Annotated in this window: 26 protein-coding genes; 14 read left to right on the forward strand and 12 right to left on the reverse strand. The window is 61.8% G+C overall.

Annotation, left to right across the window (positions count from 1 at the left end; genetic code table 11):
* Positions 1-551 precede the first annotated feature (551 nt).
* The 4 genes from LPB73_RS10275 (at position 552) to LPB73_RS10290 (ending at position 2,609) form a co-directional block, all read left to right on the forward strand.
* Positions 552-713 (forward strand): hypothetical protein, encoded by a 162-nt coding sequence (locus LPB73_RS10275; RefSeq protein ID WP_231080494.1) that lies wholly within the window; start codon positions 552-554, stop codon positions 711-713.
* Positions 714-761: 48 nt separating this feature from the next.
* Entirely contained in the window at positions 762-1,148 is a 387-nt protein-coding gene (locus LPB73_RS10280) for a hypothetical protein (protein ID WP_093758326.1), read from the forward strand.
* Between the two features lie 175 nt (positions 1,149-1,323).
* The gene (locus LPB73_RS10285; RefSeq protein ID WP_184517350.1) at positions 1,324-1,773 is read left to right on the forward strand and encodes a nuclear transport factor 2 family protein; all 450 of its coding nucleotides are present in this window, start codon (positions 1,324-1,326) and stop codon (positions 1,771-1,773) included.
* Positions 1,773-2,609: an SDR family NAD(P)-dependent oxidoreductase gene (locus tag LPB73_RS10290; protein WP_231080495.1), complete on the forward strand. Its 837-nt coding sequence runs from the start codon at positions 1,773-1,775 to the stop codon at positions 2,607-2,609. The genes LPB73_RS10285 and LPB73_RS10290 overlap by 1 nt, the downstream gene beginning before the upstream one ends.
* A 15-nt stretch (positions 2,610-2,624) precedes the next feature.
* Here the strand turns inward: LPB73_RS10290 and LPB73_RS10295 are convergent, their stop codons facing one another.
* The 3 genes from LPB73_RS10295 to LPB73_RS10305 form a co-directional block, all read right to left on the reverse strand.
* Positions 2,625-2,870, reverse strand: coding sequence for a DUF6719 family protein (locus LPB73_RS10295; protein ID WP_231080496.1), 246 nt, complete (start codon positions 2,868-2,870; stop codon positions 2,625-2,627).
* Positions 2,871-2,883: 13 nt separating this feature from the next.
* Positions 2,884-3,036 carry a hypothetical protein gene (locus tag LPB73_RS10300; RefSeq protein WP_231080497.1) on the reverse strand — a complete coding sequence of 51 codons (153 nt, stop codon included), beginning with the start codon at positions 3,034-3,036 and terminating at the stop codon, positions 2,884-2,886.
* A 120-nt stretch (positions 3,037-3,156) separates the two neighbouring features.
* Positions 3,157-4,650, reverse strand: a complete 1,494-nt coding sequence (locus LPB73_RS10305; RefSeq protein WP_231080498.1) for a PLP-dependent aminotransferase family protein — start codon at positions 4,648-4,650, stop codon at positions 3,157-3,159.
* A gap of 118 nt (positions 4,651-4,768) precedes the next feature.
* On the opposite strand from LPB73_RS10305, the gene LPB73_RS10310 reads away from it, so the two are divergent.
* Entirely contained in the window at positions 4,769-5,476 is a 708-nt protein-coding gene (locus tag LPB73_RS10310; protein WP_231081123.1) for a pyridoxamine 5'-phosphate oxidase family protein, read from the forward strand.
* Positions 5,477-5,517: 41 nt separating this feature from the next.
* Here the strand turns inward: LPB73_RS10310 and LPB73_RS10315 are convergent, their stop codons facing one another.
* Entirely contained in the window at positions 5,518-6,300 is a 783-nt protein-coding gene (locus tag LPB73_RS10315) for a cobalamin-binding protein (protein ID WP_231081124.1), read from the reverse strand.
* A 113-nt stretch (positions 6,301-6,413) separates the two neighbouring features.
* Between LPB73_RS10315 and LPB73_RS10320 the strand changes: the two genes are divergently transcribed.
* Both LPB73_RS10320 and LPB73_RS10325 read left to right on the forward strand, forming a co-directional pair.
* On the forward strand, positions 6,414-6,812 hold the full coding sequence (locus tag LPB73_RS10320; RefSeq protein ID WP_231080499.1) for a PaaI family thioesterase: 399 nt from the start codon (positions 6,414-6,416) through the stop codon (positions 6,810-6,812).
* Positions 6,813-6,985: 173 nt separating this feature from the next.
* Positions 6,986-7,618 carry a GNAT family N-acetyltransferase gene (locus LPB73_RS10325; RefSeq protein WP_093758330.1) on the forward strand — a complete coding sequence of 211 codons (633 nt, stop codon included), beginning with the start codon at positions 6,986-6,988 and terminating at the stop codon, positions 7,616-7,618.
* 89 nt (positions 7,619-7,707) lie between these two features.
* On the opposite strand, the gene LPB73_RS10330 is transcribed toward LPB73_RS10325, so the two are convergent.
* Positions 7,708-8,007, reverse strand: a complete 300-nt coding sequence (locus LPB73_RS10330; RefSeq protein ID WP_089263988.1) for a hypothetical protein — start codon at positions 8,005-8,007, stop codon at positions 7,708-7,710.
* Positions 8,008-8,133: 126 nt separating this feature from the next.
* Positions 8,134-8,817, reverse strand: a complete 684-nt coding sequence (locus LPB73_RS10335; protein WP_231081125.1) for a DUF2161 domain-containing phosphodiesterase — start codon at positions 8,815-8,817, stop codon at positions 8,134-8,136.
* Between the two features lie 128 nt (positions 8,818-8,945).
* Between LPB73_RS10335 and LPB73_RS10340 the strand changes: the two genes are divergently transcribed.
* Positions 8,946-9,425, forward strand: coding sequence for an MgtC/SapB family protein (locus tag LPB73_RS10340; protein WP_093758331.1), 480 nt, complete (start codon positions 8,946-8,948; stop codon positions 9,423-9,425).
* A gap of 264 nt (positions 9,426-9,689) precedes the next feature.
* On the forward strand, positions 9,690-11,795 hold the full coding sequence (locus LPB73_RS10345) for a DEAD/DEAH box helicase (protein WP_231080500.1): 2,106 nt from the start codon (positions 9,690-9,692) through the stop codon (positions 11,793-11,795).
* A gap of 141 nt (positions 11,796-11,936) precedes the next feature.
* Here the strand turns inward: LPB73_RS10345 and fabG are convergent, their stop codons facing one another.
* From fabG to LPB73_RS10360, 3 genes are all read right to left on the reverse strand, one after another.
* Positions 11,937-12,617: a 3-oxoacyl-ACP reductase FabG gene (gene fabG, locus LPB73_RS10350; RefSeq protein WP_231080501.1), complete on the reverse strand. Its 681-nt coding sequence runs from the start codon at positions 12,615-12,617 to the stop codon at positions 11,937-11,939.
* A 12-nt stretch (positions 12,618-12,629) separates the two neighbouring features.
* Positions 12,630-13,847 carry a multidrug effflux MFS transporter gene (locus tag LPB73_RS10355; RefSeq protein WP_231080502.1) on the reverse strand — a complete coding sequence of 406 codons (1,218 nt, stop codon included), beginning with the start codon at positions 13,845-13,847 and terminating at the stop codon, positions 12,630-12,632.
* Positions 13,848-14,069: 222 nt separating this feature from the next.
* Positions 14,070-14,657 (reverse strand): TetR/AcrR family transcriptional regulator, encoded by a 588-nt coding sequence (locus tag LPB73_RS10360; protein ID WP_068736841.1) that lies wholly within the window; start codon positions 14,655-14,657, stop codon positions 14,070-14,072.
* Positions 14,658-14,856: 199 nt separating this feature from the next.
* On the opposite strand from LPB73_RS10360, the gene LPB73_RS10365 reads away from it, so the two are divergent.
* The 4 genes from LPB73_RS10365 to LPB73_RS10380 all read left to right on the forward strand — a co-directional run bounded on the left by LPB73_RS10365 (position 14,857) and on the right by LPB73_RS10380 (position 21,257).
* Positions 14,857-16,065, forward strand: a complete 1,209-nt coding sequence (locus tag LPB73_RS10365; RefSeq protein WP_231080503.1) for an efflux RND transporter periplasmic adaptor subunit — start codon at positions 14,857-14,859, stop codon at positions 16,063-16,065.
* 126 nt (positions 16,066-16,191) lie between these two features.
* Positions 16,192-19,422 carry an efflux RND transporter permease subunit gene (locus LPB73_RS10370; protein WP_093758337.1) on the forward strand — a complete coding sequence of 1,077 codons (3,231 nt, stop codon included), beginning with the start codon at positions 16,192-16,194 and terminating at the stop codon, positions 19,420-19,422.
* Positions 19,423-19,615: 193 nt separating this feature from the next.
* Positions 19,616-20,323 carry a GrlR family regulatory protein gene (locus LPB73_RS10375; RefSeq protein WP_231080504.1) on the forward strand — a complete coding sequence of 236 codons (708 nt, stop codon included), beginning with the start codon at positions 19,616-19,618 and terminating at the stop codon, positions 20,321-20,323.
* A 67-nt stretch (positions 20,324-20,390) separates the two neighbouring features.
* Positions 20,391-21,257: a tetratricopeptide repeat protein gene (locus LPB73_RS10380; RefSeq protein WP_231080505.1), complete on the forward strand. Its 867-nt coding sequence runs from the start codon at positions 20,391-20,393 to the stop codon at positions 21,255-21,257.
* A gap of 5 nt (positions 21,258-21,262) precedes the next feature.
* On the opposite strand, the gene LPB73_RS10385 is transcribed toward LPB73_RS10380, so the two are convergent.
* Positions 21,263-21,724, reverse strand: coding sequence for a ClpXP protease specificity-enhancing factor SspB (locus LPB73_RS10385; RefSeq protein WP_231080506.1), 462 nt, complete (start codon positions 21,722-21,724; stop codon positions 21,263-21,265).
* 149 nt (positions 21,725-21,873) lie between these two features.
* Here LPB73_RS10385 and LPB73_RS10390 point away from each other — a divergent pair, with 149 nt between their 5' ends.
* A complete protein-coding gene (locus LPB73_RS10390; RefSeq protein WP_089263998.1) occupies positions 21,874-22,155 on the forward strand; it encodes a hypothetical protein in 282 nt (93 codons plus the stop codon).
* A 17-nt stretch (positions 22,156-22,172) separates the two neighbouring features.
* Here the strand turns inward: LPB73_RS10390 and LPB73_RS10395 are convergent, their stop codons facing one another.
* Positions 22,173-22,790 (reverse strand): CPBP family intramembrane glutamic endopeptidase, encoded by a 618-nt coding sequence (locus tag LPB73_RS10395; protein ID WP_175366104.1) that lies wholly within the window; start codon positions 22,788-22,790, stop codon positions 22,173-22,175.
* A gap of 183 nt (positions 22,791-22,973) precedes the next feature.
* Positions 22,974-23,435 carry an MEKHLA domain-containing protein gene (locus tag LPB73_RS10400; RefSeq protein WP_231080507.1) on the reverse strand — a complete coding sequence of 154 codons (462 nt, stop codon included), beginning with the start codon at positions 23,433-23,435 and terminating at the stop codon, positions 22,974-22,976.
* Positions 23,436-23,523: the final 88 nt, after the last annotated feature.

The raw sequence follows: 23,523 nt of genomic DNA on the forward strand, positions 1-23,523 counted from the left end.
TTCGTGCGCAAGCGGTCCCATGACTGCTGCGGCTGTGGGTCACGATAGCCTACGAGCTGGACCAGCTGCTGCGGATAGCACTCGTTGCCGTGTGAGCCGTAGCCCTGCTGCGACATGGCGCCTTGGCATTTAGCGCGCGAGTGTACCGTGGAGACCAGTGGCCGTCCGGGGGCGCTGATCGGGGTATCCTTGCCAACGTCGTTGTTGCCAGTTCCCACGACTGCATTCCTTCTCTTCGAGGTGAACAGAAACGCGCAGTCGCCTGAAAAGGTTGCATACGCTCTCCTGAAGTCGCTTTAGCCGCGTTTAGGTTCAGTTTTGTTAAGGGCGTGCGACAGCCAGACGAACTTTCGAGACATCCTTTCCAAGGCGTTCTTTCTAAGCCGTTCGCAGATTTGCCGCCCGGATTGTGTCGTCGGCATGGGCGCCACGAAACAATTCGACGGGGGACGAAACCATTTTCCTCTTGGGCCGCAGACGTGCCGAAACCCGCATTGGCTATCCATTTGTCAACGACGCGGCGGGCAGCGCTGCCGAACTGGAGACGTCAGATGCGCACCATCAGCTTCATCCTCGCTTTCGCCTTCATCCTGGCCGGCCCGTCGATGGCCGGTTCCACCGATGGTAACCTACCCGGTATCGGTACGTTCGCCTTTACCGGTTCGCCGGTGATCGGCGCTGTTGCGCCGATGGTTGTGGCCTACGCACGCTGATTTCGATCGCGGGCGGATAACCCGAGAAACAACAAGAAAAGTTTTGAAATGACTAGACCACGTATTCTGACTGCCATTGTTGTCGCTGCCGCCCTTGCAAGTTCCATCACGGGAAGTGCAGCGCAGGCGCAGATCTGGTCGTGGCGGAAGTTGCCGGACCAGCGTGGGGAGTTCGTTCGTTTGTGCTCGCCGCATATGGTCGGGCGCTGGGCGCATCCGGAAGAAGTGTGCGGCTGCCTGCATGACCACGCCGTGGCAACGGTGGAAGACGCTGATTTGCGCGAGGCACTGCTGCGGGGCATCAGTGAGCGCGGCGTACCTACGATCGAGAAGGACTGGATCCCGGCATCGAAGCAGTCGATGATCAGCGCGACCTTCACGCAGATCGCGAAGCCGACCCTGCAATGCATGTATGATCCGGCGCCGCTGGATTGAACCACTCAGTTAGTTCGCGTGATCTTTTTGCGCTGCGTCGTCGCGCCAAAATGATCGCGGATTTCTGTCTTTCCCTCTCGTCATCCCGTTACTGCCGATGATAGCGTTTTGCTACACCACCGTTAGGTGGGTGGATTCGCTACTAATTGAATTGGTGGGAACCGAGGGATTTTTTATGCGATTTGTTTCGATCGGCTTGACGTGTGTCTCGATATTTCTGACCGGCGCGGCGTTAGCTGCAGATGCCAGCACCCAGGAAGCCAACAAGAAAGCCGTCGTTGAATTCTATGAGAAGGGCCTCAACCAAAAGGACTTCGAGGCGGCATCCAAATATTTCGGTCCGCGTTATGTTCAGCACAATCCCAACGCGGCTGATGGTGTCGAGGGCTTCAAAGGCTTTATCGGTTTCCTGCGGGAGAAATTCCCGGACTCGCATAGCGAGATCAAGCAGGTCTTCGCCGACGGCGACTATGTGATCCTGCATGTGCATGCCGTGCGCGAAAAGGGCACGCGCGGTAACGCGATCATCGACATCTTCAAGCTTGAGAACGGCAAGATCGTCGAACATTGGGATGCCGTTCAGCCGATCCCGGAAAAATCCGCTAACACCAACGGCATGTTCTGATGGATATGGCGCAGCCCCAGCGTGACGATCGATTGAAAGGCAAGGTCGCCATTATCACCGGTGCGGGTTCCCGCGGCGATGGCATTGGCAACGGACGTGCCGCAGCGGTGTTGTTGGCGCGGCATGGCGCGCGCGTCGCGTTGGTCGACACCGACGTAGACGCTGCCGAAGAAACCGCGCGATTGATCGCTGCGGAGGGCGGCATCACGCAGATCTATGACGGCGATGTCAGTGATCGCGCGTCATGCGAGGCGATCGTCGAACGCACCGTCGAAGGCTTTGGCCGTCTTGATATCCTCGTCAACAATGTTGGCCTCACCGGGCCGCGCGGCGACGCCATCGAGGTCGACGACCGCGCCTGGGACGGCGCCATGCGTATCAACGTTGCCTCAATGATGCTGATGGCGAAGTATGCGATTCCGGAAATGATGAAATCCGGCGGCGGCTCGATCATCAACCTGACGTCGATCGCCGGCCTGCGTGGTGGCCACCCGAGCTTGTTGTATCCCACGTCGAAATCGGCGGTGATCGGCCTCACCAGAGCGATGGCGGCACATCACGGCCGCGACGGCATTCGCGTCAACTGCATCGCGCCCGGCACGGTCTATACGCCGATGGTGGCGTCGCGTGGCATGAGTGATGAGATGCGCAAGGCGCGCGCAGCGGGCACACTGCTGGGCACCGAAGGGACCGGCTGGGATATCGGCTATGGTGTTCTGTTTCTTGCCAGCGACGAGGCCCGCTGGATCACAGGGATTACGCTAGCGATCGATGGCGGTGCGAGTGTTGGCCAGACCGGTTCACCGGTGCCGCCAAGCGAGCCGCTGCGGCATTGATGAGCGCGTCCTGGACTAGCGCGTCTTGGTGCCCGCGCGGGGAACGCATTTGCGAACACGCGTCACACCGGACGTGGTCAGCGTCGTGCCGGACACTTCCTTGATCTGGCCGGTGGGGCAAGAGCCGTCATCGACCAGAATGCGCTGGCCGAGGCGGACATCAACAATGTCCTGTTCGCGGTTGACCTGATCGATCGCCAGCGCCGGCGCTGCCAGCGCAAGCGAAGCCAGAATTCCTGATAGCCAAATTGCCGAGCGCATTGTGCGACCTTTATTACTTGTTCTGGATCTTGAGGCCGTCGGGGCCGACATTGATCTGCAGCCCGCTGGGCTCTTTCTTGGTCTGGTAGAGATTGTAGCCGAGCACGCCGATGCCGACGACCAGCGCGCCGATGATCAGGTAGAGCACGTTGCGATTGCCGGACATGAGGTCTCCGTTGGGGCAGATCTGCCTGCCGGGCATTCTGTCTGCCTGGATTGTAGGGATGCGCATCCGATTCTAGAAGCGCAGCCGTCGCCGGCATTGAGTGCCAGCCAGCCTTAAGTTTTAGCCCCCCAGGCGGGTTCCACGCGTCTTTGCTGAAGGCTTGCGGTGGGCGCGCAAACTCGCCGCTGAGGCTTTCGCCAGTCTTTCCGCCGATGTGACAAGCTCCCGAATGGGATGGCCGGCGAAGCCGAGCACGAAGCCGGGCGCGGGGCGGGCGCGCAGATAGGTGTCAGCCAGCAACCAGCCCTCGACGCCGGCTGCAGCCTTGGCCTTTGCGGCGATCTCAAGCGACGTCGCGGGCGCGAACTTCGCCACCAGATGCAGGCCCTGTGACGGCACCGGAACCGTCAGTTGCCCGTCCGACGCATCCATCAACGTCGCCGCCAGAGCGTCGCGCGCCTCGCGATAGATGTTCCGCATCTTGCGCAGGTTGGCTGCGAAGGCGCCGGAGTTCAACATGTCAGCGACGGCGCCTTCCATCAATGTGCCGGGAAAGCGGTCCATCGCCGCGCGCGCCGTCGTGACCGGGCCAATCAGGCGTTCGGGCAGGGCGCAGTAGCCGATGCGCAGACCGGGAAACAGAGTCTTGGCAAACGTGCCCATATAGATCACGCGTTGCAGGTGATCGATGCCGGCGAGCGACAGCAACGGCGCGCCGTCATAGCGAAACTCGCTGTCGTAATCGTCTTCGAATATCCATGCGCCGGCGTCCTTCGCCCAGTCGAGCAATTCAAGACGCCGCGGCATCGCCATTTGCACGCCGAGTGGAAATTGATGCGAGGGCGTGACATAGGCCGCGCGCGCAGATGGCGCCGTGGCACGGCCCCTGGCGACGATCAGGCCGAAGTCATCGACCGACACCGACACCGGCCGGGCGCCGCAATGTTCGATCGATTTTCGTGCGGCGGGGTAACCGGGGTCCTCGCACCAGATCTGTTCGCCTGGCTTGAGAATGGCTGACAGCACGATGCGCAGCCCGTGCTGTGTGCCCGATGTCAGCATGATCTGATCGGGATCGCAGCGCAGCCCGCGCGCTGACAGAAGATGATTGGCGATGGCGGTGCGTAGTTCATGACTGCCGCGGGGATCGCCGTAGTGCAGATGCTCGGCGCCGAAAGCGCGCAGGCGGCGGCCGGCGAAAGCGCGAAAACGGCGCAGCGCCTGTTCGTCGATATCGGTACAGCCGAGAGCGAGCGTGCCCCGCTGCGGCGCGTCGATGGCGATGGCCTTGGCTGGCTTGCTGTTGGTCCGCGTCGGAATCCGCGCGGCGACGAAGGTGCCGGAGCCGACGTGTGCGACGGCAAAGCCATCGGCGATCAGACGCTCATAGGCATTGGTGACGGCATTGCGTTGAAAACCGGTTTGCTTCGCAAGGATACGCGATGGCGGCAGAGCTTCGCCGGGTTTGGCAACGCCGCCGGTGATGGCATGGCACAGCGCCTGATAGAGCCGATCCTGCGAGGACGATCCTTCGGTGATATGTGCGCCCGTGAGATCGAGCGGTAGCTCGGGTTTCGGAATTGGCTTCGCCAAATTGGTCGGAATTTTTCGCATGGAATTGGCACTATCGCAGACCAAATGCGGCGGTACAACACATTCGAACGCTTCCAATTGACGGGGGATTGCCGTGACCACAGCCGAACTGAAGACCGCTGAACCGACGAACGCAGATATCGCGTCATATCCGCTCACGGCGCGCAATCGCGTGAAGCGACGCCATGACCGCGGCTTCTACGACCACGAGACCGTCCATAAAATTCTGGACGCATCGATGATGTGCCATGTGTCCTACATGATCGACGGGCAGCCCTATTGCACGCCGACCTTCTTCTGGCGCGAAGGCACGAAACTGTATTGGCACGGCAGTAGCGCGAGCCGCATGCTGAAGAACCAGACCGCGCAGCAACGCGTCTGTCTCACTGTGGCCTTTCTCGACAGCCTCGTGCTGGCACGTTGCGGCTTCAATCATTCAGCGGACTACCGTGCGGTGATGGCATTCGGAAACGCTTATCTCGTCACCGATCCCCACGAGAAGGAGCAGGCTGGCATCGCGATGGTCGACCGTTTCTTTCCGGATCGCACCGCCAGTCTGCGCGAGACCACGGCACAGGAGATGAAGGCGACGTCCTTTATCGCCATGGAGATCGAGGAGGCATCAGCCAAGATCCGCGCCAAGGGCGTGGCTGACGATGACGAGGATTACGAACTGCCGATCTATGCCGAGCGCATTCCGGTGAGGACGGTGATCGGTGCGCCGGAGCCGTGTCCGCGGCTCTTGCCCGGTGTCGAACGACCGGCCTCCTTGCAAGTCTATTCAGAAGGGCGGCTGCTCGAAGATGCACTGACCGATGCCTATTTTCTGCAGTACCCGAAGGGGTAAGGGGCGAGCATCTCAGATGACGGCGTCGGTGCTGGTGCCGGTTACGGCCACAGCGCCGCGACGATCGCGTCGAGTCCGTCCGTCAACGCTGCTGGTCCTGGCTGCAGGATCAGCGGCGATTTGATCTCATAGATGCGATTGTCGCGCACGGCAGGAATCGCGTTCCAGTCCGGTCGCTGCCGGATTTTATCGGGCACGACTTTCTTGCCGCACCACGAAGCGAGGATCACATCGGGGGCCGCGGCAATCACGTCGGCTGGCATGACGATGCGATCCTTTGCTGCCTTCTGATGTCGAAGCAGCGGAAAAGCGTCTTCGCCGCCGGCGATCTCGATCAGTTCGGACACCCAGCCGATCCCGGTAATCAGCGGATCGTCCCATTCCTCGAAATAGACGCGCGGTCTGCTCAGTCGCAAGTTTGCCGCAGCATTGACGCTGGAAAGTCGCAGCTCGAATTGTACCGCCAGTTGCTCTGCGCGTTCGCTGGCGTCCACCATCGCGCCGAGCGTGCGGATCATCGCCAGAATGCCAGCGATGTCGCGCTGGTTGAATACATGAACGGCGATGCCGGCGCGCGTCAGGTCTGCGGCGATCTCGGCCTGCAGATCGGAGAAGCACAGCACAAGGTCAGGATCGAGTGCGAGGATCTTTGGCACATCGGCTGAGATGAACGCGGACACCCGCGGCTTCTCGCGCCGGACCTGCGGGGGCCGCACCGCATAACCGGAAACGCCGACGATGCGATCCTGCTCGCCGAGTAGATACAGCGTCTCCACGGTCTCTTCCGTAAGGCAGACGATCCGGCTTGGCGGGAAGTGGCGCATGATGCCGATATGCCTGTTAACAAAGCTCTTGTCACGACATGCCGTTGTGTCGTGAAATTTCATCAAGCCCGCATGATGATGGGCAAGACAAACCGCAGGGAGTTGAGGCCAGCATGACGCCGCTCGACAAGATCCACAGCCTCGCGATGCCGTTTTCCGTCTCGATGGGTGTGACCTTTACCGACGCCGACCAGGAACGCGTCGTTGCCACGATGCTGGTGCGCGAGGACCTGTGCACACTCGGCCATACGATCCATGGCGGCGCGGTGATGGCGCTCGCCGACGCGGTTGGTGCGGCGGCGACGGTCATCAATCTGCCGGAGGGCGCCAAGGGAACGACGACCATCGAGAGTAAGACCAATTTCACAGGCGGGGCGAAAGCAGGAAGCACCGTGCGCGCCATCGCAACGCCGGTTCATCGGGGGCGGAGGACGCAGGTTTGGCAGACCCGAATCGAGACCGAGGAGGGCAAGCTGGTGGGCATCGTGACGCAGACCCAACTGGTGCTGTAAGGCGGTGGTATGTCGCGCTTAAGGTTTTGTTAATGTTGGATAATTGCATGGCTCACTTGCAGTGGGCGCTGGCAGGTGCGGCATCTGCGCCCTTGTATTTTATGGTGCGTCGCACAATATAGGGTGTCTAGGGAATCGACGCTTTCCTCGAGGGCAACTTGAGGATTTTGACCATGTTAGACGCAGCCACCACCATTGCCATTTCGACCAGGGCTCCGGCCCGCGGACATGTGCGTGTCCTTGCAGCCCGCGAGCTGCCGCTGTTCCGCGATCATCTCTTGAGATTGGACCGCGAAAGCCGCCGCGATCGTTTCAACGGTTCGCTCGACGACGAATGGGTCGCACGTTACGCCGAGAAGTCCGTCAATACGGGCACCGTCATTCTCGTTTACTTCGAGGATGGCATCGTACGCGGCGCCGCTGAACTGCATCAGGCCGACCTGTCGCCGGATTCGCTGCCCGAGATCGCCTTCAGCGTTGAAGCCATCGTGCGCCGCAAGGGCGTTGGCAGCATCCTGTTCACGAAGCTGATCGCCAAGGCGCGGTCGATGGGCTACGCGAGGCTGCGTATCACCACCGGCGCGCAGAACGATGCGATGCGTGCACTGGCCAACAAGTTTGGTGCGCACCTGTCGTTCCGGCACGGCGAATCCACGGGAGTTATAGACCTGCGCGATCCCATGGGCGCTGGTGTCGCGCCGCAGCCCAAGACCTCGGCGCTCGATGTGGCGCGCGCGGTGGCCGACTATAACCGGGCTTATTGGGGTCTGTGGTTGAAGCTCGCCGGCTGGGGCAAATCGTCCTGAGCCAAGAAACTATCGCGACAAAGAAAAAGGCCTCGTGGTGAACGAGGCCTTTTTTGCGACTGCGGGGAGGGCTGTGAGCGCCCTCAAAATCAGATGCGCTTGTCGTTACCGAATTTGCGCGTCACGCGACGTTCCACGACCACCGAACGCTGAGCACCTTGCTCGCCTGCGATAACGCGGGTCACGCGCAGCGTGCCGGTCGAACGATTGGCCTTCTTCACTTCAGCCTGCACGGCGTCGAACGGCATGCCCATCAGCGAGGCGGCGATCTCCGCCTGCTGATCGAGATCCTCGGTGATACCCATCGCGGCGAAGATGGCTTCTTCCAGGGTCGGGGGATCGCGCCGTACGCGCCGCGTTCCATATTTCGTGTTCCAGTCTTCGCTCATCGCTCGCCTCAGTGTTGATTTGCGATACCTAAGCGAGCAGTTGTTGCATTGCAATATGGAATTACCGCGACAAAGCAGCCATGCAAACTTGTTCCCGGAAAACGAGAAAGAGTTTGGTCAGTAGCTTTACGACAAAGCGGATGGCGGGGCGGTATCCCGTTGGGGTTGCGGCCAGCGTTTCAGCGCCGCGTGGCCGGCATCGGTGAGCGCGTAGGTACCGCGCGCGGGACTTTCGAACCAGCCATAGACGTTGCGATGCAGGATCTTCTGCGCGTCCGGATAATCCGGCGTGAGCTCACGCACCTTGCGCGGACCGACGACGAGCATCGCAGCGCAAGCGAGCGCCTGCTGACGATAGGCCGTCATGATCGGCGCGCGCGTGCTGCCGCCAAGGGCAGGATCGCCTTGACGTTTCTTGTGTTCGGTAATGAGGCGTGAACGCTTCTTCGGATTGCGTCGGGGCGCGACAGTGGCAGGCGCGACGAGAACCTCGACACCGCCGGCTTCCGTAATTCCGAGCATGCCGAAACCGAGTCTGCGGCACAGGTTGCGGTAGCGCGCATCGCTTTCGCGCCCCTTGCCGCGGATGGAGAGCTTGGCGGCGACCCAGACTTCATCACAGGCGCCGGCGCGATCGACAGCCTGCAGGATCAGTTCGAGATTGAAGCTGAGCTTGAGCTCGCCGATCACGACGATTGGCGGATCATCGCCGTTCAGCGCCACGAGATCGCAGCCTGATATCTCGCCTTTGACGGTAAAGCCAAGGCCTTCGAGGAAGCGTTTTACCGGGAGGTAGAGCGAGGTTTCCAAATCGAACGTCCAAGTCGAGGTCCATGAGACGATGCGTCGCTGCAACCGCGACTCACCGGCGGAGTTTATCCGGGTTGGCCCGCGGCGACACCCGAGGCGCCTTATCCCTGTGCGATCGGAGACCCGCGGTGAAGACCCTTCTGGAAATGTCGGACAGCTTTCGTCTGTTGCCGCATCTGATCGCCATGTCGATCGCCTATGTTCTGGCGCTGCCCATCGGCTGGAATCGCGAGCGCGCCGAGCGCAGCGCCGGGCTGCGGACCTTTCCGCTGGTGGCGCTTGCCACTTGCGGCATCGTTCAGGCGACCGAGGGGTTTCTGAACGGTCATCCCGAAGGCACGGCGCGTATCATCGAAGGCCTGATGACCGGCATGGGATTTATCGGCGGCGGCGCCATTTTGAAAGACAACGGCTCGGTGCGTGGTACCGCCACTGCAGCCAGTCTGTGGGCAACCGGCGCAACTGGCGCTGCCGTGGGCCTCGGCGCCTATGACGTGGCGGTCGTCATCTCGCTGTTCACCTTCCTGACTCTTTGGCTCCTGGTACCTTTCAAGCAGGAGGGGCCAAAGACGGAAGAGGACGTTAAAAAGCCTCCCAGCGAAATTTGAGCGACAAAATACCGGTGCTGGCGCAATTCTGTGAGGGTTAACCTCAATTCGCCCGATTTCGCCGGCACATGGCAGCAATGATTGGCCTTTTGCTGCGAAGCAGCGTAAAGCTCCGTCGATCCCGATACGCACCGGACTCCTGGACCCGACGTGACCGCCAACTGAAGGGCGGCAGATTCGTTTCCGTTTGGTCCCAAGTATTGATCCCGTGGATCTCAATGAGTCCGACCGCGACGCGGTCCGCTGCAACCAAGGTTTACATCTGTGTCATTTCTCTCGACTGGTCCGTCGCTCGCCCGCGCGTTGGCTGAGCGCAACTACAATGAATCCACCCCCGTCCAGGCCGCTGTCCTCGCTGACGATGCTGTCGGTCGTGATCTTCTCGTGTCTGCGCAGACTGGCTCCGGCAAGACCGTCGCTTATGGTCTGGCGATCGCCGAAAATCTGCTCGAAGGCGCGGAGAAGCTGCCGAAGGCTGGATCGCCGCTGGCGCTGATCGTCGCACCGACGCGCGAACTCGCGCTGCAGGTGCATGGCGAGCTGACCTGGCTCTATCAATATGCCGGCGCACGCGTCGTTTCCTGCGTGGGCGGTATGGATCCGCGCAAGGAGCAGCGCGAGTTGGCCGCAGGCGCGCACATCGTTGTCGGTACGCCCGGACGTCTATGCGACCATCTGCGTCGCAATCGCCTCGACGTCTCCGAACTGAAGGCCGTGGTGCTCGATGAAGCCGACGAAATGCTCGACATGGGCTTTCGCGAGGACATGGAGTTCATCCTCAAGACCACGCCGGCATCCCGCCGTACGCTGCTGTTCTCGGCAACGTTGCCGCGCGGCATCGCCAATCTGGCCAAGCAGTATCAGCAGCAGGCGTTCCGCGTCGAAGTCGCTGGCACCGAAGGTGGCCACTCCGACATCGAATATCGTGCGATCCGGATTTCGCCGAACGACGTCGAACACGCTGTCGTCAACGTGCTCCGCTATTTTGAATCGCCGAGCAGCATCGTGTTCTGCAACACCCGCAATGCGGTGAACCACCTGCAGACCGTTCTGCTGGAGCGCGGCTTCTCGGTCGTCGCTCTGTCGGGCGAACTGTCGCAGAACGAGCGTACTCACGCGCTGCAGGCGCTGCGCGATGGTCGCGCACGGGTTTGCGTCGCCACCGACGTGGCTGCGCGCGGTATCGATTTGCCCAATCTCGGTCTCGTTATTCACTCCGACCTGCCGAACGATCCGGAAGTGATGCAGCATCGCTCGGGTCGTACTGGCCGTGCCGGCCGCAAGGGCGTCAGTGTTCTCTTGGTGCCACCATCGCGCCGTCGCCGCGCCGAGATGCTGCTCAATCTCGCTGGCACAGATGCCGTCTGGGGATCAGCGCCGACCGTCGAGGAAATCCGCGTGCTCGATCAGCAGCGCATGCTGCAGGATACGCTGTTCACTGAAGAGTCCACCGAGGACGATCTGACGCTGGCGCGCGCGATGCTCGCCGAGCGTTCGGCCGAGGAGATCGCAGCGGCGCTGGCGCGGCTGTATCGCTCGCGTCTGCCGTCGCCGGAAGATGTGCAGGATCCCGGCACGTTCCGCGGTCGCGAGGATCGCCCAGGCAGCCGTCGCCGGGACGAGGAAGGCGCGCCGGTCCGCAAGACCCCGAAGAAGAGCGAACCGATGGGCGAGGGCGCCAAGTGGTTCCGCGTCGCCATCGGCCGGCAGAAGAATGCCGAAGCGCGTTGGTTGCTGCCGATGATCTGCCGTCGCGGCGGCATCGAGAAGGCCGATATCGGCGCGATCAAGATCTATGACGGCAATTCGGAATTCGAGATTTCGGCCGCCGCGGCTGAGAAGTTCGCGACCATGATCAAGCGTCCGGACAAGGAAGACAATATCCACATCGAGCCGCTAGCTAACGGCCCGGAAGGCGCGGTCGCATCGAACCGCACGGCGCCGGAAGATCGCGACTATTCCAACAAGCGCCCGCGCAAGCCCAGCTTCAGATCCGATGGCGACCGTCCGGACTTCAAGGACAAGGGCGCCTATAAGGAGAAGTCCTGGAAGGACAAGCCGAAGAGCGACAAGCCTTATCAGGGCGACAAGCCGCGCTACGAGGGCAAACCGCGTTTCGACGACAAGCCGAAGTATGAAGGCAAGCCCAAGTTCGACGGCAAGCCGAAATACGATCCGGTGCGCGCCGACAAGCCGGCTTATGCAAAGCCCCGCAGCGAAGACACGCGTTACGAAGGCAAGCCGAAGTTCGACAAGAAACCACGCGCGGACAAGCCGCCCTACGTCGCCAAGGCCAAGCGCGATGGCGGTGCGCCAGCTGCCAAGCCGGCTTTCGGCAAGAAGAAAAAGATCTGGGGCAACGCCGGGTAGTCTGGGCTCCGACCTCATGGTGAGGAGCGCGCTACTTTAGCGCGCGTCTCGAACCATGAGTTGGTGATATGCAATCATCCTTCGAGACGCGGCCAAGCGGCCGCTCCTCAGGATGAGGGCGGAGCGTGGGACAAATAGTGGCTAAACCCGTCCGCTTACCGGCAGCAGCGCGCCGGTCAACGCACTCGCCGCATCGCTGGCCAAAAACAGAATCACGCTGGCGAGCTCGTCCGGCGTGACCCATTTCGAGAAATCCGCATTGGCCATGTCGCGCCGGTTTGCCGGCGTATCGATGGTCGAAGGCAATACGGCATTGACCGTGACCTTGCCCTTCAGCTCGGCGGCGAGCGTTTCCGTCAGCCGATGCACGCCAGCCTTCGAGGCGGCGTAAGGCCCCATGCCGGCGCCGGCCTGTAGCGCACCCATCGCACCGATATTGATGATCCGTCCGGCCTTCGACGACGTCAGATGCGGGATTGCCGCGCGCGAGGCATTGAGAGCCGTGAGCAAGTTGAGCCGATGCATTGTCTCCCAGCTCTTGTTGCTGCCGTCGGCAATATTCTCGAAGGTGAATGCGCCGGCGATATTGATCAGCACGTCGATCTTGCCGAATTGCTTGACCACCGCAGCGATGGCAGCGTCGGCTTGCGCGGCATCGGAGAGGTCGACGCCGCCGATCTGCAAGCGATCCGGCGTAGACGCTGGCGTCCTGGCGGAATGGTCGATGGCGGCCACCGTTGCTCCGCTCGCAACGGCGCGTTCGAGCACGACCTGACCCAGCGCGCCCGACGCTCCGGTGATGACGACGATCTTTCCGTTCATGGGGAACTCCTGTTACGCGCGATGATCCTGCCCGGAATTGGCCTTGGGTAATAGCCACAGATAGATCGCGCCGGCGGCGAGCGCCATGCCGGCCATCAGGCCGGTCATCACCAGCACCGGATGCCCGAACGGTTCGAACACCGCGATCATGGCGCTGGCGAAGGCGCCCATGACCATTTGCATACATCGCATCACGCCGGCTGCCGCACCTGCCACATGCGACAGGTTCTGCAAGGCTTCGTGGTTGGTGCTCGGTGCAAGCAGGCCGAAGGAAAAGATCGTGAGCGCCATCAGCGGCATCAACGACAGCGTCGTGATGGCGCCGGCAGGCACCAAAGCGACGGCTGCAACGGCGCTGGCGATCATCAGCAGCAGACCGGCCATGATGATCTTGCGTGAGGCCACATGGCGGCGGCTTAGGCTCCCGCTGATCAGCGACGCAACCAGCACGCCGCAGGAGGTCAACCCGAACAGCAGCGCAAACATCGTGGTGGAGAGCCCGAGGCTGCCGATCAGCACGGATGGCGCGCCCGAGATGAAGGCGAACATGCAGGCGAAGGCGAAGGCGTAGAGCAGGGAGAAGCCGACGAAGATGCGATCGGACAGCACCATGCGGTAGCTCTCGAGCAATTGCGCGGGATTGAGCGAACGGCGTTTCTCGACCGGCTGGGATTCATCGAGGCTGATGGCGCCGACGATCAGCAGGATCAGGCCGACGGCGGCCTGCACCGCATAGATCGTTCGCCAGTCACTGACGGTCATCACCCAGCCGCCCAGCACCGGCGCGATCATCGGCGCGATGCCGAGTACGGCGGCGATTTGCGACAGCTTGTGGCGCGCCGTGCCGTGTTCGAACAGGTCGCGCACGATGGCGAAGGGCAGGATGGCGCAGGCGCCTGCAGCGAGGCCCTGCAGCAATCGAAACACGAGCAGCACGCTAAACGACGGCGCGAGCGCGCAGGCCCCAGCCGCGATCGAGAACAGCAGCAGTCCATCCAGCAAGGTTGCGCGACGGCCAAAGCGATCAGCAAGGGGGCCACAGATCAGCGGTGAAATCGCAAAGCCCGTCAGGAACAAGCTGAGCGTCAGCGGCCCGCGTCCTGCGGCGTCGGCGAAACTCGCCTCGATCGCCGGAAGGCCCGGCAATCCCATGTCGATCGAAAGCGGTGGCAATGCTGTCAATGTGCCCAGAAAGGCGGTGAAGGCGAAGCTGTCGCGCCTGAGGGCCAAAATCGATTCCTTGAAAATGCGAAAAAGTGTTTATGCGGTCGCGGCGCTATTCTGCCGGACTGATTTGCGCCGGCAAGATCCGGCGGTCAATGAGACTGCTCAGCGTGAGCCCGGCCATGGCGACGAGCGCTGCGAGCAGCGGAAGCTGCGCGTAGTGCATGCCGGCATTCAGCGGACAATAGGCCGGCTGTGCGATCTCAGCATAAAATGCAGGCGGACGGCTCAGACCGGAGGCCAGCTGCGCATGGCCATGTCGGCGAGTTTTCGCAATTGCTCGCGCGGTGCGCCGCCTGCGGCTTGCACGGCCATGCCCTGCAAGATGGCCGACACGTAGCGCGCGAGATCGCCGGCATCCGCATCGGCTGGCAGATCGCCTTCGGCGAGGGCGCGTGTGAAGCGAAGGCGCAGATCGTCCTCGCTCTTCGAGCGGCGCGCCATCAGTTCCTGCTTGATCGTTTCCGCGGCATCACCACAGCAGAGGGCACCCTGGACCGCCAGACAACCGGGATTCCTGGGATCAGTCACCGCCTCAACAGATTCGTAGAGGATATGTTCGACCGCTTCGCGGGCCGTGGCCTTCTCCAGGCCGGTGCGGAAATAGCCGCCGGGACCATCGACGTAGCGATCCAGCGCCTTGCGGAACAGATCTTCCTTGTTGCCAAACGCCGCATAGAGACTGGGCTTGGTGATGCCCATGGCTTCGGTGAGGTCGGCCATCGACGCGCCTTCGTAACCCTTGCGCCAGAACACATGCAGCGCGAGGTCGAGGGCCGTGTCGGTATCGAATTCACGAGGACGTCCCAGTGCCACGACGGGCCCTCCAAAGTTTTCTACCGTTCAGTAGATAAGTCTCTTGACAGTGGATGTCGATAGTCCATCTATACCGGACGTTACGAATGTGTGCGTTGCAGCGAGATGCCCGGCGGCACCGGCCAGACGCGGAATGTACAGCTTAGCTACTGAAATGACAGGGCTTTACAAGGCCCACGCAGATTAAATGGGGTTCACAATGGCACATAATCTCCCTCGCAAGATCGCTTTTGGCGCCGGAATCGCGTTGGTGGCGATCGCCGTTGGCGGCGGCGCGGCGCTGATGAATCTGTCCAGCGTAGCGGCTCAAGCCGAGTCCGGCGCGGTTGTTCCGGCTGCTGTTCAGGCTTCGGTCGCCCTGGTGGAAGCCAAGGCCACGGCACCTTCGGACGAGTTCTCGGGCCGCCTTGAGGCAATTGAGCGCGTGGAGATTCGCTCCCGCGTCGCAGGCGCCGTCCAGGAGATCCACTTTCGCGAAGGCGCGCTGGTCAAGAAGGACGACCTTCTGGTGCTGATCGATCCGGCGCTCTACGCCGCCGACGTCGATCGTGCCCAGGGACAGGTGTCCGCGTCGCGGGCGCGCCTGATCCTGACCAAGGCCGATTTCGACCGCGGTCAGCAACTGACCAGCTCCAGCATCACTCAGCGCGACCTCGACAATCGTATCAATGCGTATCGTGAGGCCGAAGCCAACCTCAAGGCTGCAGAAGCCGCGCTCAAGACCGCCGAGCTCAATCTCAGCTACACTGAAGTGCGCGCGCCGGTCGCGGGCCGGGTCGGCAAGGTGGAGATCACCGTCGGCAACCTGATTTCGGCCGGCCCGTCCGCGCCGCTGCTGACGACGCTGGTCTCGGTCAATCCGATCTATGCAAGCTTCAATGCCGACGAACAGGTGGTGTCGCGCGCGCTGAAGACGCTGGCAGACGAGAAGACGCCGGGCGATATCGACCGCATCCCGGTTCACATGACCACCGTCACTGATAGCGCACCGGTGAAGGGCCGCATGCAGTTCATCGATAATCAGGTCGATCCGCGCAGCGGCACGGTGCGGGTGCGTGCGATGTTCGACAATGCCGATGGTCGCTTGATGCCCGGCCAGTTCGCGCGGCTCACAATGGGCCAGCCGAAGGCAGAACAGACGCTGCTGATTAGCGAGCGGGCAGTTGGCACCGACCAGAACAAGAAGTTCGTCATGGTGGTCGATGCCAAGGACAAGGCGCAATATCGCGAAGTGATCCTGGGGCCCTCGGTTGATGGCATGCGCGTGATCCTCAACGGCCTCAAAGCCGGTGAACGGATCGTCGTCAACGGACTTCAGCGCGTGCGGCCGGGTGTGACCATCAAGCCGGAGATGGTGGCGATGAACGCCGCGTCTCTCGTCTCGATCAAGGCCGTCGCGCAGAACTGATAACGACCGCCCTGTCCGCAGGCGGGCAGGGCGCTCTTCCTAATACACAGCACGTCATCGAGGTCGAGCGATCGGCCGCGCGGGGCCCTTGTATCCCGCAGGTCTGGATCATCACGGAATAGCGCCATGAACTTTTCAAAATTCTTTATTGATCGTCCGATCTTTGCCGGCGTGTTGTCGACGGTGATTTTTCTCGCCGGCCTGTTGTCGATGCCGGTGCTACCGATCTCCGAATATCCGGAAGTCGCGCCGCCGACCGTGGTGGTGACAGCGAATTATCCCGGTGCCAATCCAAAGGTGATTGCGGAAACGGTCTCGACGCCGATCGAAGAGCAGATCAATGGCGTCGAGAACATGCTTTATATGAGCAGCCAGGCGACCACCGACGGCAGGATGACGCTCAACGTCACCTTCCGCCTTGGCACCGATCCCGACAAGGCGCAGCAGCTGGTGCAGAACCGCGTCTCGCAGGCCGAGCCGCGCTTGCCGGCGGAAGTGCGCGCGCTGGGCGTGACGACGATCAAGAGCGCGCCAGACCTCACCATGGTCGTACATCTGCTGTCGCCGAATGACCGCTATGACATGACCTATCTGCGTAACTACGCCGTGCTCAACGTCAAGGATCGCCTCGCGCGCATCGAAGGCGTCGGTCAGGTTCAGCTGTTCGGCTCGGGCGACTACTCCATGCGCGTCTGGCTCGATCCGCAGAAGGTCGCCGAGCGCGGTCTGTCGCCCGGCGACGTGGTGCGTGAGATCCGTGCGCAGAACGTGCAGGCGGCAGCGGGGCAGGTGGGCGGTTCGCCCAATGAGCCAGGCCTCGATCTACAGCTCTCCATCAATGCACAGGGACGCCTGCAGACCGAAGAAGAGTTCGGCGAGATCATCGTCAAGAACGGTGACAATGGCGAGGTGACGCGGCTGCGCGACATCGCCCGTATCGAACTCGGCGCCGCCGACTATGCACTGCGCTCGCTGCTGAACAACAAGTCCGCAGTGGCGGTTCCGATCTTCCAGTCGCCCGGCTCGAACGCGATTCAGATTTCCGACAACGTGCGCAAGACGATGAAGGAGTTGAAGGAAAACATGCCGGACGGTGTCACCTACGACATCGTCTACGACCCCACGCAATTCGTTCGCGCCTCGATCGAGGCGGTGATCCATACGCTGCTCGAGGCCATCGCACTGGTGGTGCTCGTCGTCATCCTGTTCCTGCAGACGTGGCGAGCCTCGATCATCCCGCTGATCGCCGTGCCGGTATCGGTGGTCGGCACCTTCGCCGTGATGCATGTGTTCGGCTTTTCGGTGAATGCGCTGACACTGTTCGGCCTCGTGCTGGCCATCGGCATCGTCGTCGACGACGCCATCGTCGTGGTCGAGAATGTTGAGCGCAATATCGAGCGCGGGCTCGATCCGAAGAGCGCAGCCTATCAGGCCATGCGCGAAGTGACCGGCCCGATCATCGCGATCGCACTGGTGCTGGTCGCGGTGTTCGTGCCGCTGGCCTTCATCACCGGCCTGACCGGGCAGTTCTACAAGCAGTTCGCGCTGACGGTGGCGATCTCGACTGTGATCTCCGCCTTCAATTCGCTGACACTGTCGCCAGCACTCGCCGCGCTGCTTCTGAAGGGCCATGACGCGCCGAAGGATGCGTTGACGCGCTTCATGGACAAGACGCTCGGCTGGTTTTTCGTCCGCTTCAACCGCTTCTTTGCCAGAAGCTCCGACGCTTATAGCGGCGGCGTGAAGCGCGTCGTCTCGCGCCGCGCGGCGGTGATGGGAATCTACGTTCTGCTGATTGGCGTCACCGGTTATCTGTTCCACGCAGTCCCGGGCGGTTTCGTCCCCGGTCAGGACAAGCAGTATCTGGTCGGGTTTGCGCAGCTCCCCGACGGCGCTACGCTGGATCGTACCGAAGAGGTGATCCGTCGCATGGGCGAGATTGCGCAGAAGGAGCCCGGCGTCGAGAATTCGATCCAGTTTCCGGGTCTGTCGATCAACGGCTTCACCAACTCGTCCAACTCCGGCATCGTCTTCATCGGTCTGGATGCGTTTGACAAACGCAAGGATCCGAGCCTGAGCGGAAATGCCATTGCGTTGTCGCTGAACAAGAAGTTTGCCGGCATTCAGGACGCCTTTATTGCCATGTTCCCGCCGCCGCCTGTGTCGGGTCTTGGCACGATCGGTGGCTTCAAGCTGCAGATCGAGGATCGCGCCGGTCTCGGCTATGAGGCGCTGAACGACGCCACCAAGGCTTTTATCGGCAAGGCAATGCAGCAGAAGGAGCTGGCCGGTCTGTTCTCAAGCTATCAGATCAATGTGCCGCAGCTCTATGCGGATGTCGATCGCACCAAAGCGCGGCAGCTCAACGTGCCGGTTACCTCGGTGTTCGACACGATGCAGATCTATCTCGGCTCGCTCTATGTGAACGACTTCAATAAATTCGGTCGCACCTATTCGGTGCGCGTCCAGGCTGACGCCAAATTCCGGGCGCGGGCCGACGATATTGGCCAGTTGAAAGTTCGCTCCGACAGCAACGAGATGATCCCGCTCTCGACGCTGCTGCGCGTTAAGGAAAGTGCAGGGCCGGAGCGCGCCATGCGCTACAACGGTTTCCTGTCGGCCGACATCAATGGCGGCGCGGCGCCTGGCTATTCCACCGGCCAGGCGCAGGACGCCGTGGCGCGTGTCGCCAAGGAGACGCTGCCCAAGGGCATCGACTTCGAATGGACCGAACTGACCTATCAGGAAATCATCGCCGGCAATTCGTCGCTGATCGTGTTCCCGGTGGCGATGCTGCTGGTGTTCCTCGTGCTCGCCGCGCAATACGAAAGCCTGACGCTGCCATTGTCGATCATCATGATCGTGCCGATGGGCTTGCTGGCGGCGATGTTCGGCGTCTGGTTGACCAAAGGTGACAACAACGTCTTCACCCAGATTGGTCTGATTGTGTTGGTCGGTCTGTCGGCGAAGAACGCCATTCTGATCGTGGAGTTTGCCCGCGAGCTGGAATTTGCCGGGCGGACACCGATCCAGGCCGCGATCGAGGCCAGCCGTCTGCGGTTGCGGCCGATCCTGATGACGTCGCTGGCCTTCATCATGGGCGTCGTGCCGCTGGTGACGTCCACTGGCGCAGGCTCGGAGATGCGTCATGCCATGGGTGTCGCGGTGTTTGCCGGCATGATCGGTGTCACCGCCTTCGGTATCTTCTTCACGCCGATGTTCTACGTGCTGCTGCGTGCCATGGCAGGCAACCGTCCGCTGACCCAGCATGGCGAAGCGACGGTCGATCAGGCGGCGCCGCTGGCACCGGGATCGCACGAAGCAGAATCGCGCCCGCATGCCACATCGCATTCGTGACACGCGGGAGGCGTAAGGTAACGCCTGACGAGGGCTGCTGGTCCACGGATGCGCCGTTTCGACCCATTCTAAGGCGAGGAATTGCGTAGCCTGCGTCCAAGACTGTTGGAATCGCCCCCAATTGGCCGGGTGCGCTTTCCTCCACTGCACATCTTCCGCTACAATGCGAAAGGCGCTGCAGGGGAATGGTGGGTTGCGGACGGGTTTCTACAAATGCGAATACCGGGTTGATGAGGCGGTCGGCCGCAGCGTGATGTTTGTCGAGCATGGCAGCATGCTCGGGGGCAATTCCGCTTTTGCCCATATCGGCAGCTATGAGCTCCGGGGTGACGAGGTGGTGGCGGAGATCGAGAGCCGCCGCCACATGAACGATCCCAACTATCCCTCGCTGCTCGGCCAGGATGTGGCGACCATCAGCGTCACCGGCCGGCCCTATGGCGACACCTATCGTTTTCAGGGGTCGTCGCCGCAGATGCCGGGCGCGAAATTCGAGTCGGTCATGACGACGATCGATGACGGCGAGATGCCTCCGGCCGGACCGATCGGTGCGGGTGGCATCGCCAACGGGCTTTATTCGATCCATCTGCGCACACTCGACGGCATCGATGGCGGGCTCAACGGCGTGATGCTGCTGCATGACGGCCGAATCCTCGGTGGAGACGCGTCCTTCTATTATCTCGGCGCCTATTCCTCCGCGGACGGACGCTGGAAGGGCGAGATGCTCAATCAGGAACACACGCCGGCAAAAGGCGAGAACCCTGTCTTCGGCGGCTATGAAATCGGTATCGGCTTTTCCGGCACTTGCGACGAAACCGGTGCCGAACTGGAAGCCACGGCGCTGGCGGGAAAGCGGAGCCTGCGGTTGCAGGCAGTGCTGAAGCTGATCCGCAAGGCCGTGTAAGTTCCAGGCTGGCGCACGGCTTGATGGGTTGCGCGCCTGTCCCTAATGTCGCCGGCGAATGACACAGATGGCGACGAAAACCATGACCCAGCGTATCGGCGCGACGCCTCTGATCTGTTTGCTCGGCGTTGCCGCTGGACTGGCTGTGCTGTCCGCGTCGGCGCGCGTGCAGGCCCAGTCCGCCGATCTGGTCTTGTGCGATCGCCTCGCGGCCGATCCAGCCGATCCCGATAAGCCTGCCGATGTGAAGGGCGTGGCCGAGATTGCCAAAGCCGATATTGTCACCGCCATCAAGTTCTGCCGGACCGCGTCCGGCGGTTCGCGCCGTGCGATGTTCCAGCTCGGGCGTGCTTACGCGGCCAATGCGCAGACAGCTGAGGCGCTCGCGGCATGGCGCAAGGCGGCTGACAAAGGCAGTACCTCCGCCTTGGTCGAACTCGGCGTCGCCTATGGCAACGGAACCGGCGTCGCGCGCGACGAGGCGCAGGCGCGCAAACTGTTCGAGCGTGCGGCTGAAGCCGGCAATCCGCGCGGCGTAAGCAATCTTGCGGCACTATCCGGAGGCGCAGGCGCGGGTTCAGACCCGGTGCGTGCACGGCAATTGCTGGCGAAATCCGCGGAGACCAATGCCGAGGCGCAATATCAGCTCGGCATGATGCTGTCGGAAGGCATCGGCGGCGCGAAAGACGATGTTGCGGCACGCAGCCTGTTCGAGAAGGCGGCAGCACAGAACCATGCGGGCGCGTTGGAGCGCATGGGCGCGTTCGCGCAAAGCGGCCGCGGTGGTGCGTCGGATAAGGATGCCGCGAAGGCCTATTATGAGAAGGCCGCAGCGCTCGGCGACGACGATGCGAAGAAGGCGCTGGAACGCATCAAGTGCCCTTATGTGCTCAAGGACAAGCGCGGCAACGTGGTCAGCAATATGTGCTTCTGATCAGCCTAGCCTGACTGCGGTCTGTCGCAGGCGCGCGCCGGCGTACCCACGTCGAATTCGCGCCGGTCATTCACCGACGGATCAACGAAATAGGTGACGGCGTTGAACGGCACCGTGACGCGCGACTTGATCCCCTTGAACCACAGGTTGACACTGAAGCGATCCGCGGTGACGTTCAGTCGTTCGAACTGGTGTTGCAGCACGAATGTCATCTCTTCGGGATATTTGGCGCGCTGGGCATCGGGCACGATGACGCCGTCGAACGAGGTCCTGAACGTGATCTCGTAATAGTGCCGGCCGCGCAGACCGCGTTTGGCGACGTCGGCGAGCGTGGATCTCACCTCGGCATATTGTGCGAGCGGGGCGGCGGTGCAGGGCTGTTGTGCTGCCGCGTGTGATGTGAGCGTGGCCAGCATCATCATGGCAACGGCGAGGGTGCGAAGGTCGTGAGGCAAGGATGGTGTCATGATCCTTTGTCGCGGCGGCAGCGGGCGGGTTCATGGGGCTGCGACAGCGACAGCGATTTTCTGCCGCATGCGTCCGCAACCATTTGTTTGAAATTGGCCGCCTAAACTCTCGGCTCTGAGTCGCCTTTTGCGTTTCCCTGGAGCCGCCTGTGAACGAGAGCCTGATCGCCATCTGCCAGTTGTTTCTGGTGCCGCTGACCATTCTGTTTGCCGCGGTGGGGGTGGCCAATGCGCGCTTCGTCAAGCTGTTGGTGTGTTTGCTCGGCGTCGGTCTCGCCGGCCTCTGGCTCTATCGCATCTATCTCTGGACCGGCCTGTCGGTGATCGATCGCCGCACGGCCTACGGCCTCGCGGGAGCCTTTGCGCTATGCTGGGTGCTGACGCTGCTGCATCAGATCAAGAGCAGCTTCGGCGGCGGATACGATCGCTAGGCTCAGGCAAATCTGAATCAGGCCAGCCCGAGCGAGAAGGCCAGCGTGCCGATCGCGGCATGCGACAGGATCACCGGCCAGATGTTGCGCATCCGCAGATAGGCGAAACCCCAGACGATGCCGACCAGGAACGTGTTGAGCAGCAGCACGCTGTCGCCATAGGCGATGTGGATCAGCGAGAATACCGCCGAAGAATAGATCACATAGGTCCAGGGCCTGACCTGCAGCCGATCGGTCATCAGTTTCGGTATAGACCGGCACACGACTTCCTGGCATGGGCTGGAGACCAGGACATAGAAGGGCGCGAAGCTGAGCCAGACCGGCGGTTTGTGGTCGAAGGTCAGAAAGCGGGTCTGCGCCACCATGATTGCCGCGATGCCTACCGTGATCGCGGCACAGAACAGCCAGTGCCTGATGTCAGAGGGACGGCTGAGGCCGAGTTCCGCGACCGAGAAGCCGGCCAGAAGGCACAACGCGATGCACAGCACGGACACCAGCAGCAACGCGGGAATGCGATATTCGAACGGCAGAAAGCCCCAGTGAATGGCGAGACCAGGCGCCAGCAGCAGCGCGGCAAATCCCGGCAGTGGAGCGATCAATCGCCATTGGAATCGTTGCTGTCGTAAAACCGTCATGATGTTCTATAGCTGAAATCATGTGGTGGTTTAAGGGCGGAGTGGCCACGCAGGCTGAGAGCGACGAAAGCGCGATCGTCGATATGTCAGCAGAAGGTGGTGACATTTCCGTCCGACGGTCTGCTCGGCCGTTGCTGGCCGCTCCGATGCGACAAAGTGGAACTCGCCGACTAATATTGTGTCTCACACATCCGTCCATGACGTGAACAGCGCTGCCTGACCGCGTCGCTCGCCGTTCTCGTCTCTCAGTTCCCAGACGATGCCGCCTTCGATCCAGAAGCGCCGGCCGGATTTTGCGATCCGCAGGCCGCGATAATTGTCGATGAAGCCGTTACGAGCGACGGCATCGAGCAGGCGCTGGCGCTCGTCGCGGTTCGGCGCTTCTGCCGAGAGGCGCGACGGGATGGTGATGAATTCCTCCCAGCCATATTCGAAGCAGCGCTGTGCGGTTCTATTGGCATAGACGAAGACCGGATCGGCGGCGGTACTATGTGCGAGCACCGCGAATGGTGCGTCGCTGTAGAGCCACGCTGCATCTTGCGCAGGCGCCAACAGGGACTTCCCGATGGTGCGGAGATAGCTCCCGGTGAGGAGTTTGAAGAAGGGTGCATCGAGTGCGAAAGCAGGGGGCGTCGGAGCGGTCACGGGACTCTCTCGGGGATAGGCTATGAGGACATAGCCCGCATGGCTCTATACGACATCGGCAGCGAAAGCGGTGCTGACTGCCCCGGAA

It is taken from the genome of Tardiphaga sp. 37S4 (assembly GCF_021044645.1).
Lineage (GTDB): Bacteria > Pseudomonadota > Alphaproteobacteria > Rhizobiales > Xanthobacteraceae > Tardiphaga > Tardiphaga robiniae.

Coding starts and splice junctions, on each gene's coding strand:
- LPB73_RS10275 (WP_231080494.1), top strand. CDS start 552: ATGCGCACCATCAGCTTCATCCTCGCTTTCGCCTTCATCCTGGCCGGC.
- LPB73_RS10280 (WP_093758326.1), top strand. CDS start 762: ATGACTAGACCACGTATTCTGACTGCCATTGTTGTCGCTGCCGCCCTT.
- LPB73_RS10285 (WP_184517350.1), top strand. CDS start 1,324: ATGCGATTTGTTTCGATCGGCTTGACGTGTGTCTCGATATTTCTGACC.
- LPB73_RS10290 (WP_231080495.1), top strand. CDS start 1,773: ATGGATATGGCGCAGCCCCAGCGTGACGATCGATTGAAAGGCAAGGTC.
- LPB73_RS10295 (WP_231080496.1), bottom strand. CDS start 2,870: ATGCGCTCGGCAATTTGGCTATCAGGAATTCTGGCTTCGCTTGCGCTG.
- LPB73_RS10300 (WP_231080497.1), bottom strand. CDS start 3,036: ATGTCCGGCAATCGCAACGTGCTCTACCTGATCATCGGCGCGCTGGTC.
- LPB73_RS10305 (WP_231080498.1), bottom strand. CDS start 4,650: ATGCGAAAAATTCCGACCAATTTGGCGAAGCCAATTCCGAAACCCGAG.
- LPB73_RS10315 (WP_231081124.1), bottom strand. CDS start 6,300: ATGCGCCACTTCCCGCCAAGCCGGATCGTCTGCCTTACGGAAGAGACC.
- LPB73_RS10320 (WP_231080499.1), top strand. CDS start 6,414: ATGACGCCGCTCGACAAGATCCACAGCCTCGCGATGCCGTTTTCCGTC.
- LPB73_RS10325 (WP_093758330.1), top strand. CDS start 6,986: ATGTTAGACGCAGCCACCACCATTGCCATTTCGACCAGGGCTCCGGCC.
- LPB73_RS10330 (WP_089263988.1), bottom strand. CDS start 8,007: ATGAGCGAAGACTGGAACACGAAATATGGAACGCGGCGCGTACGGCGC.
- fabG (WP_231080501.1), bottom strand. CDS start 12,617: ATGAACGGAAAGATCGTCGTCATCACCGGAGCGTCGGGCGCGCTGGGT.
- LPB73_RS10365 (WP_231080503.1), top strand. CDS start 14,857: ATGGCACATAATCTCCCTCGCAAGATCGCTTTTGGCGCCGGAATCGCG.
- LPB73_RS10370 (WP_093758337.1), top strand. CDS start 16,192: ATGAACTTTTCAAAATTCTTTATTGATCGTCCGATCTTTGCCGGCGTG.
- LPB73_RS10380 (WP_231080505.1), top strand. CDS start 20,391: ATGGCGACGAAAACCATGACCCAGCGTATCGGCGCGACGCCTCTGATC.
- LPB73_RS10385 (WP_231080506.1), bottom strand. CDS start 21,724: ATGACACCATCCTTGCCTCACGACCTTCGCACCCTCGCCGTTGCCATG.
- LPB73_RS10395 (WP_175366104.1), bottom strand. CDS start 22,790: ATGACGGTTTTACGACAGCAACGATTCCAATGGCGATTGATCGCTCCA.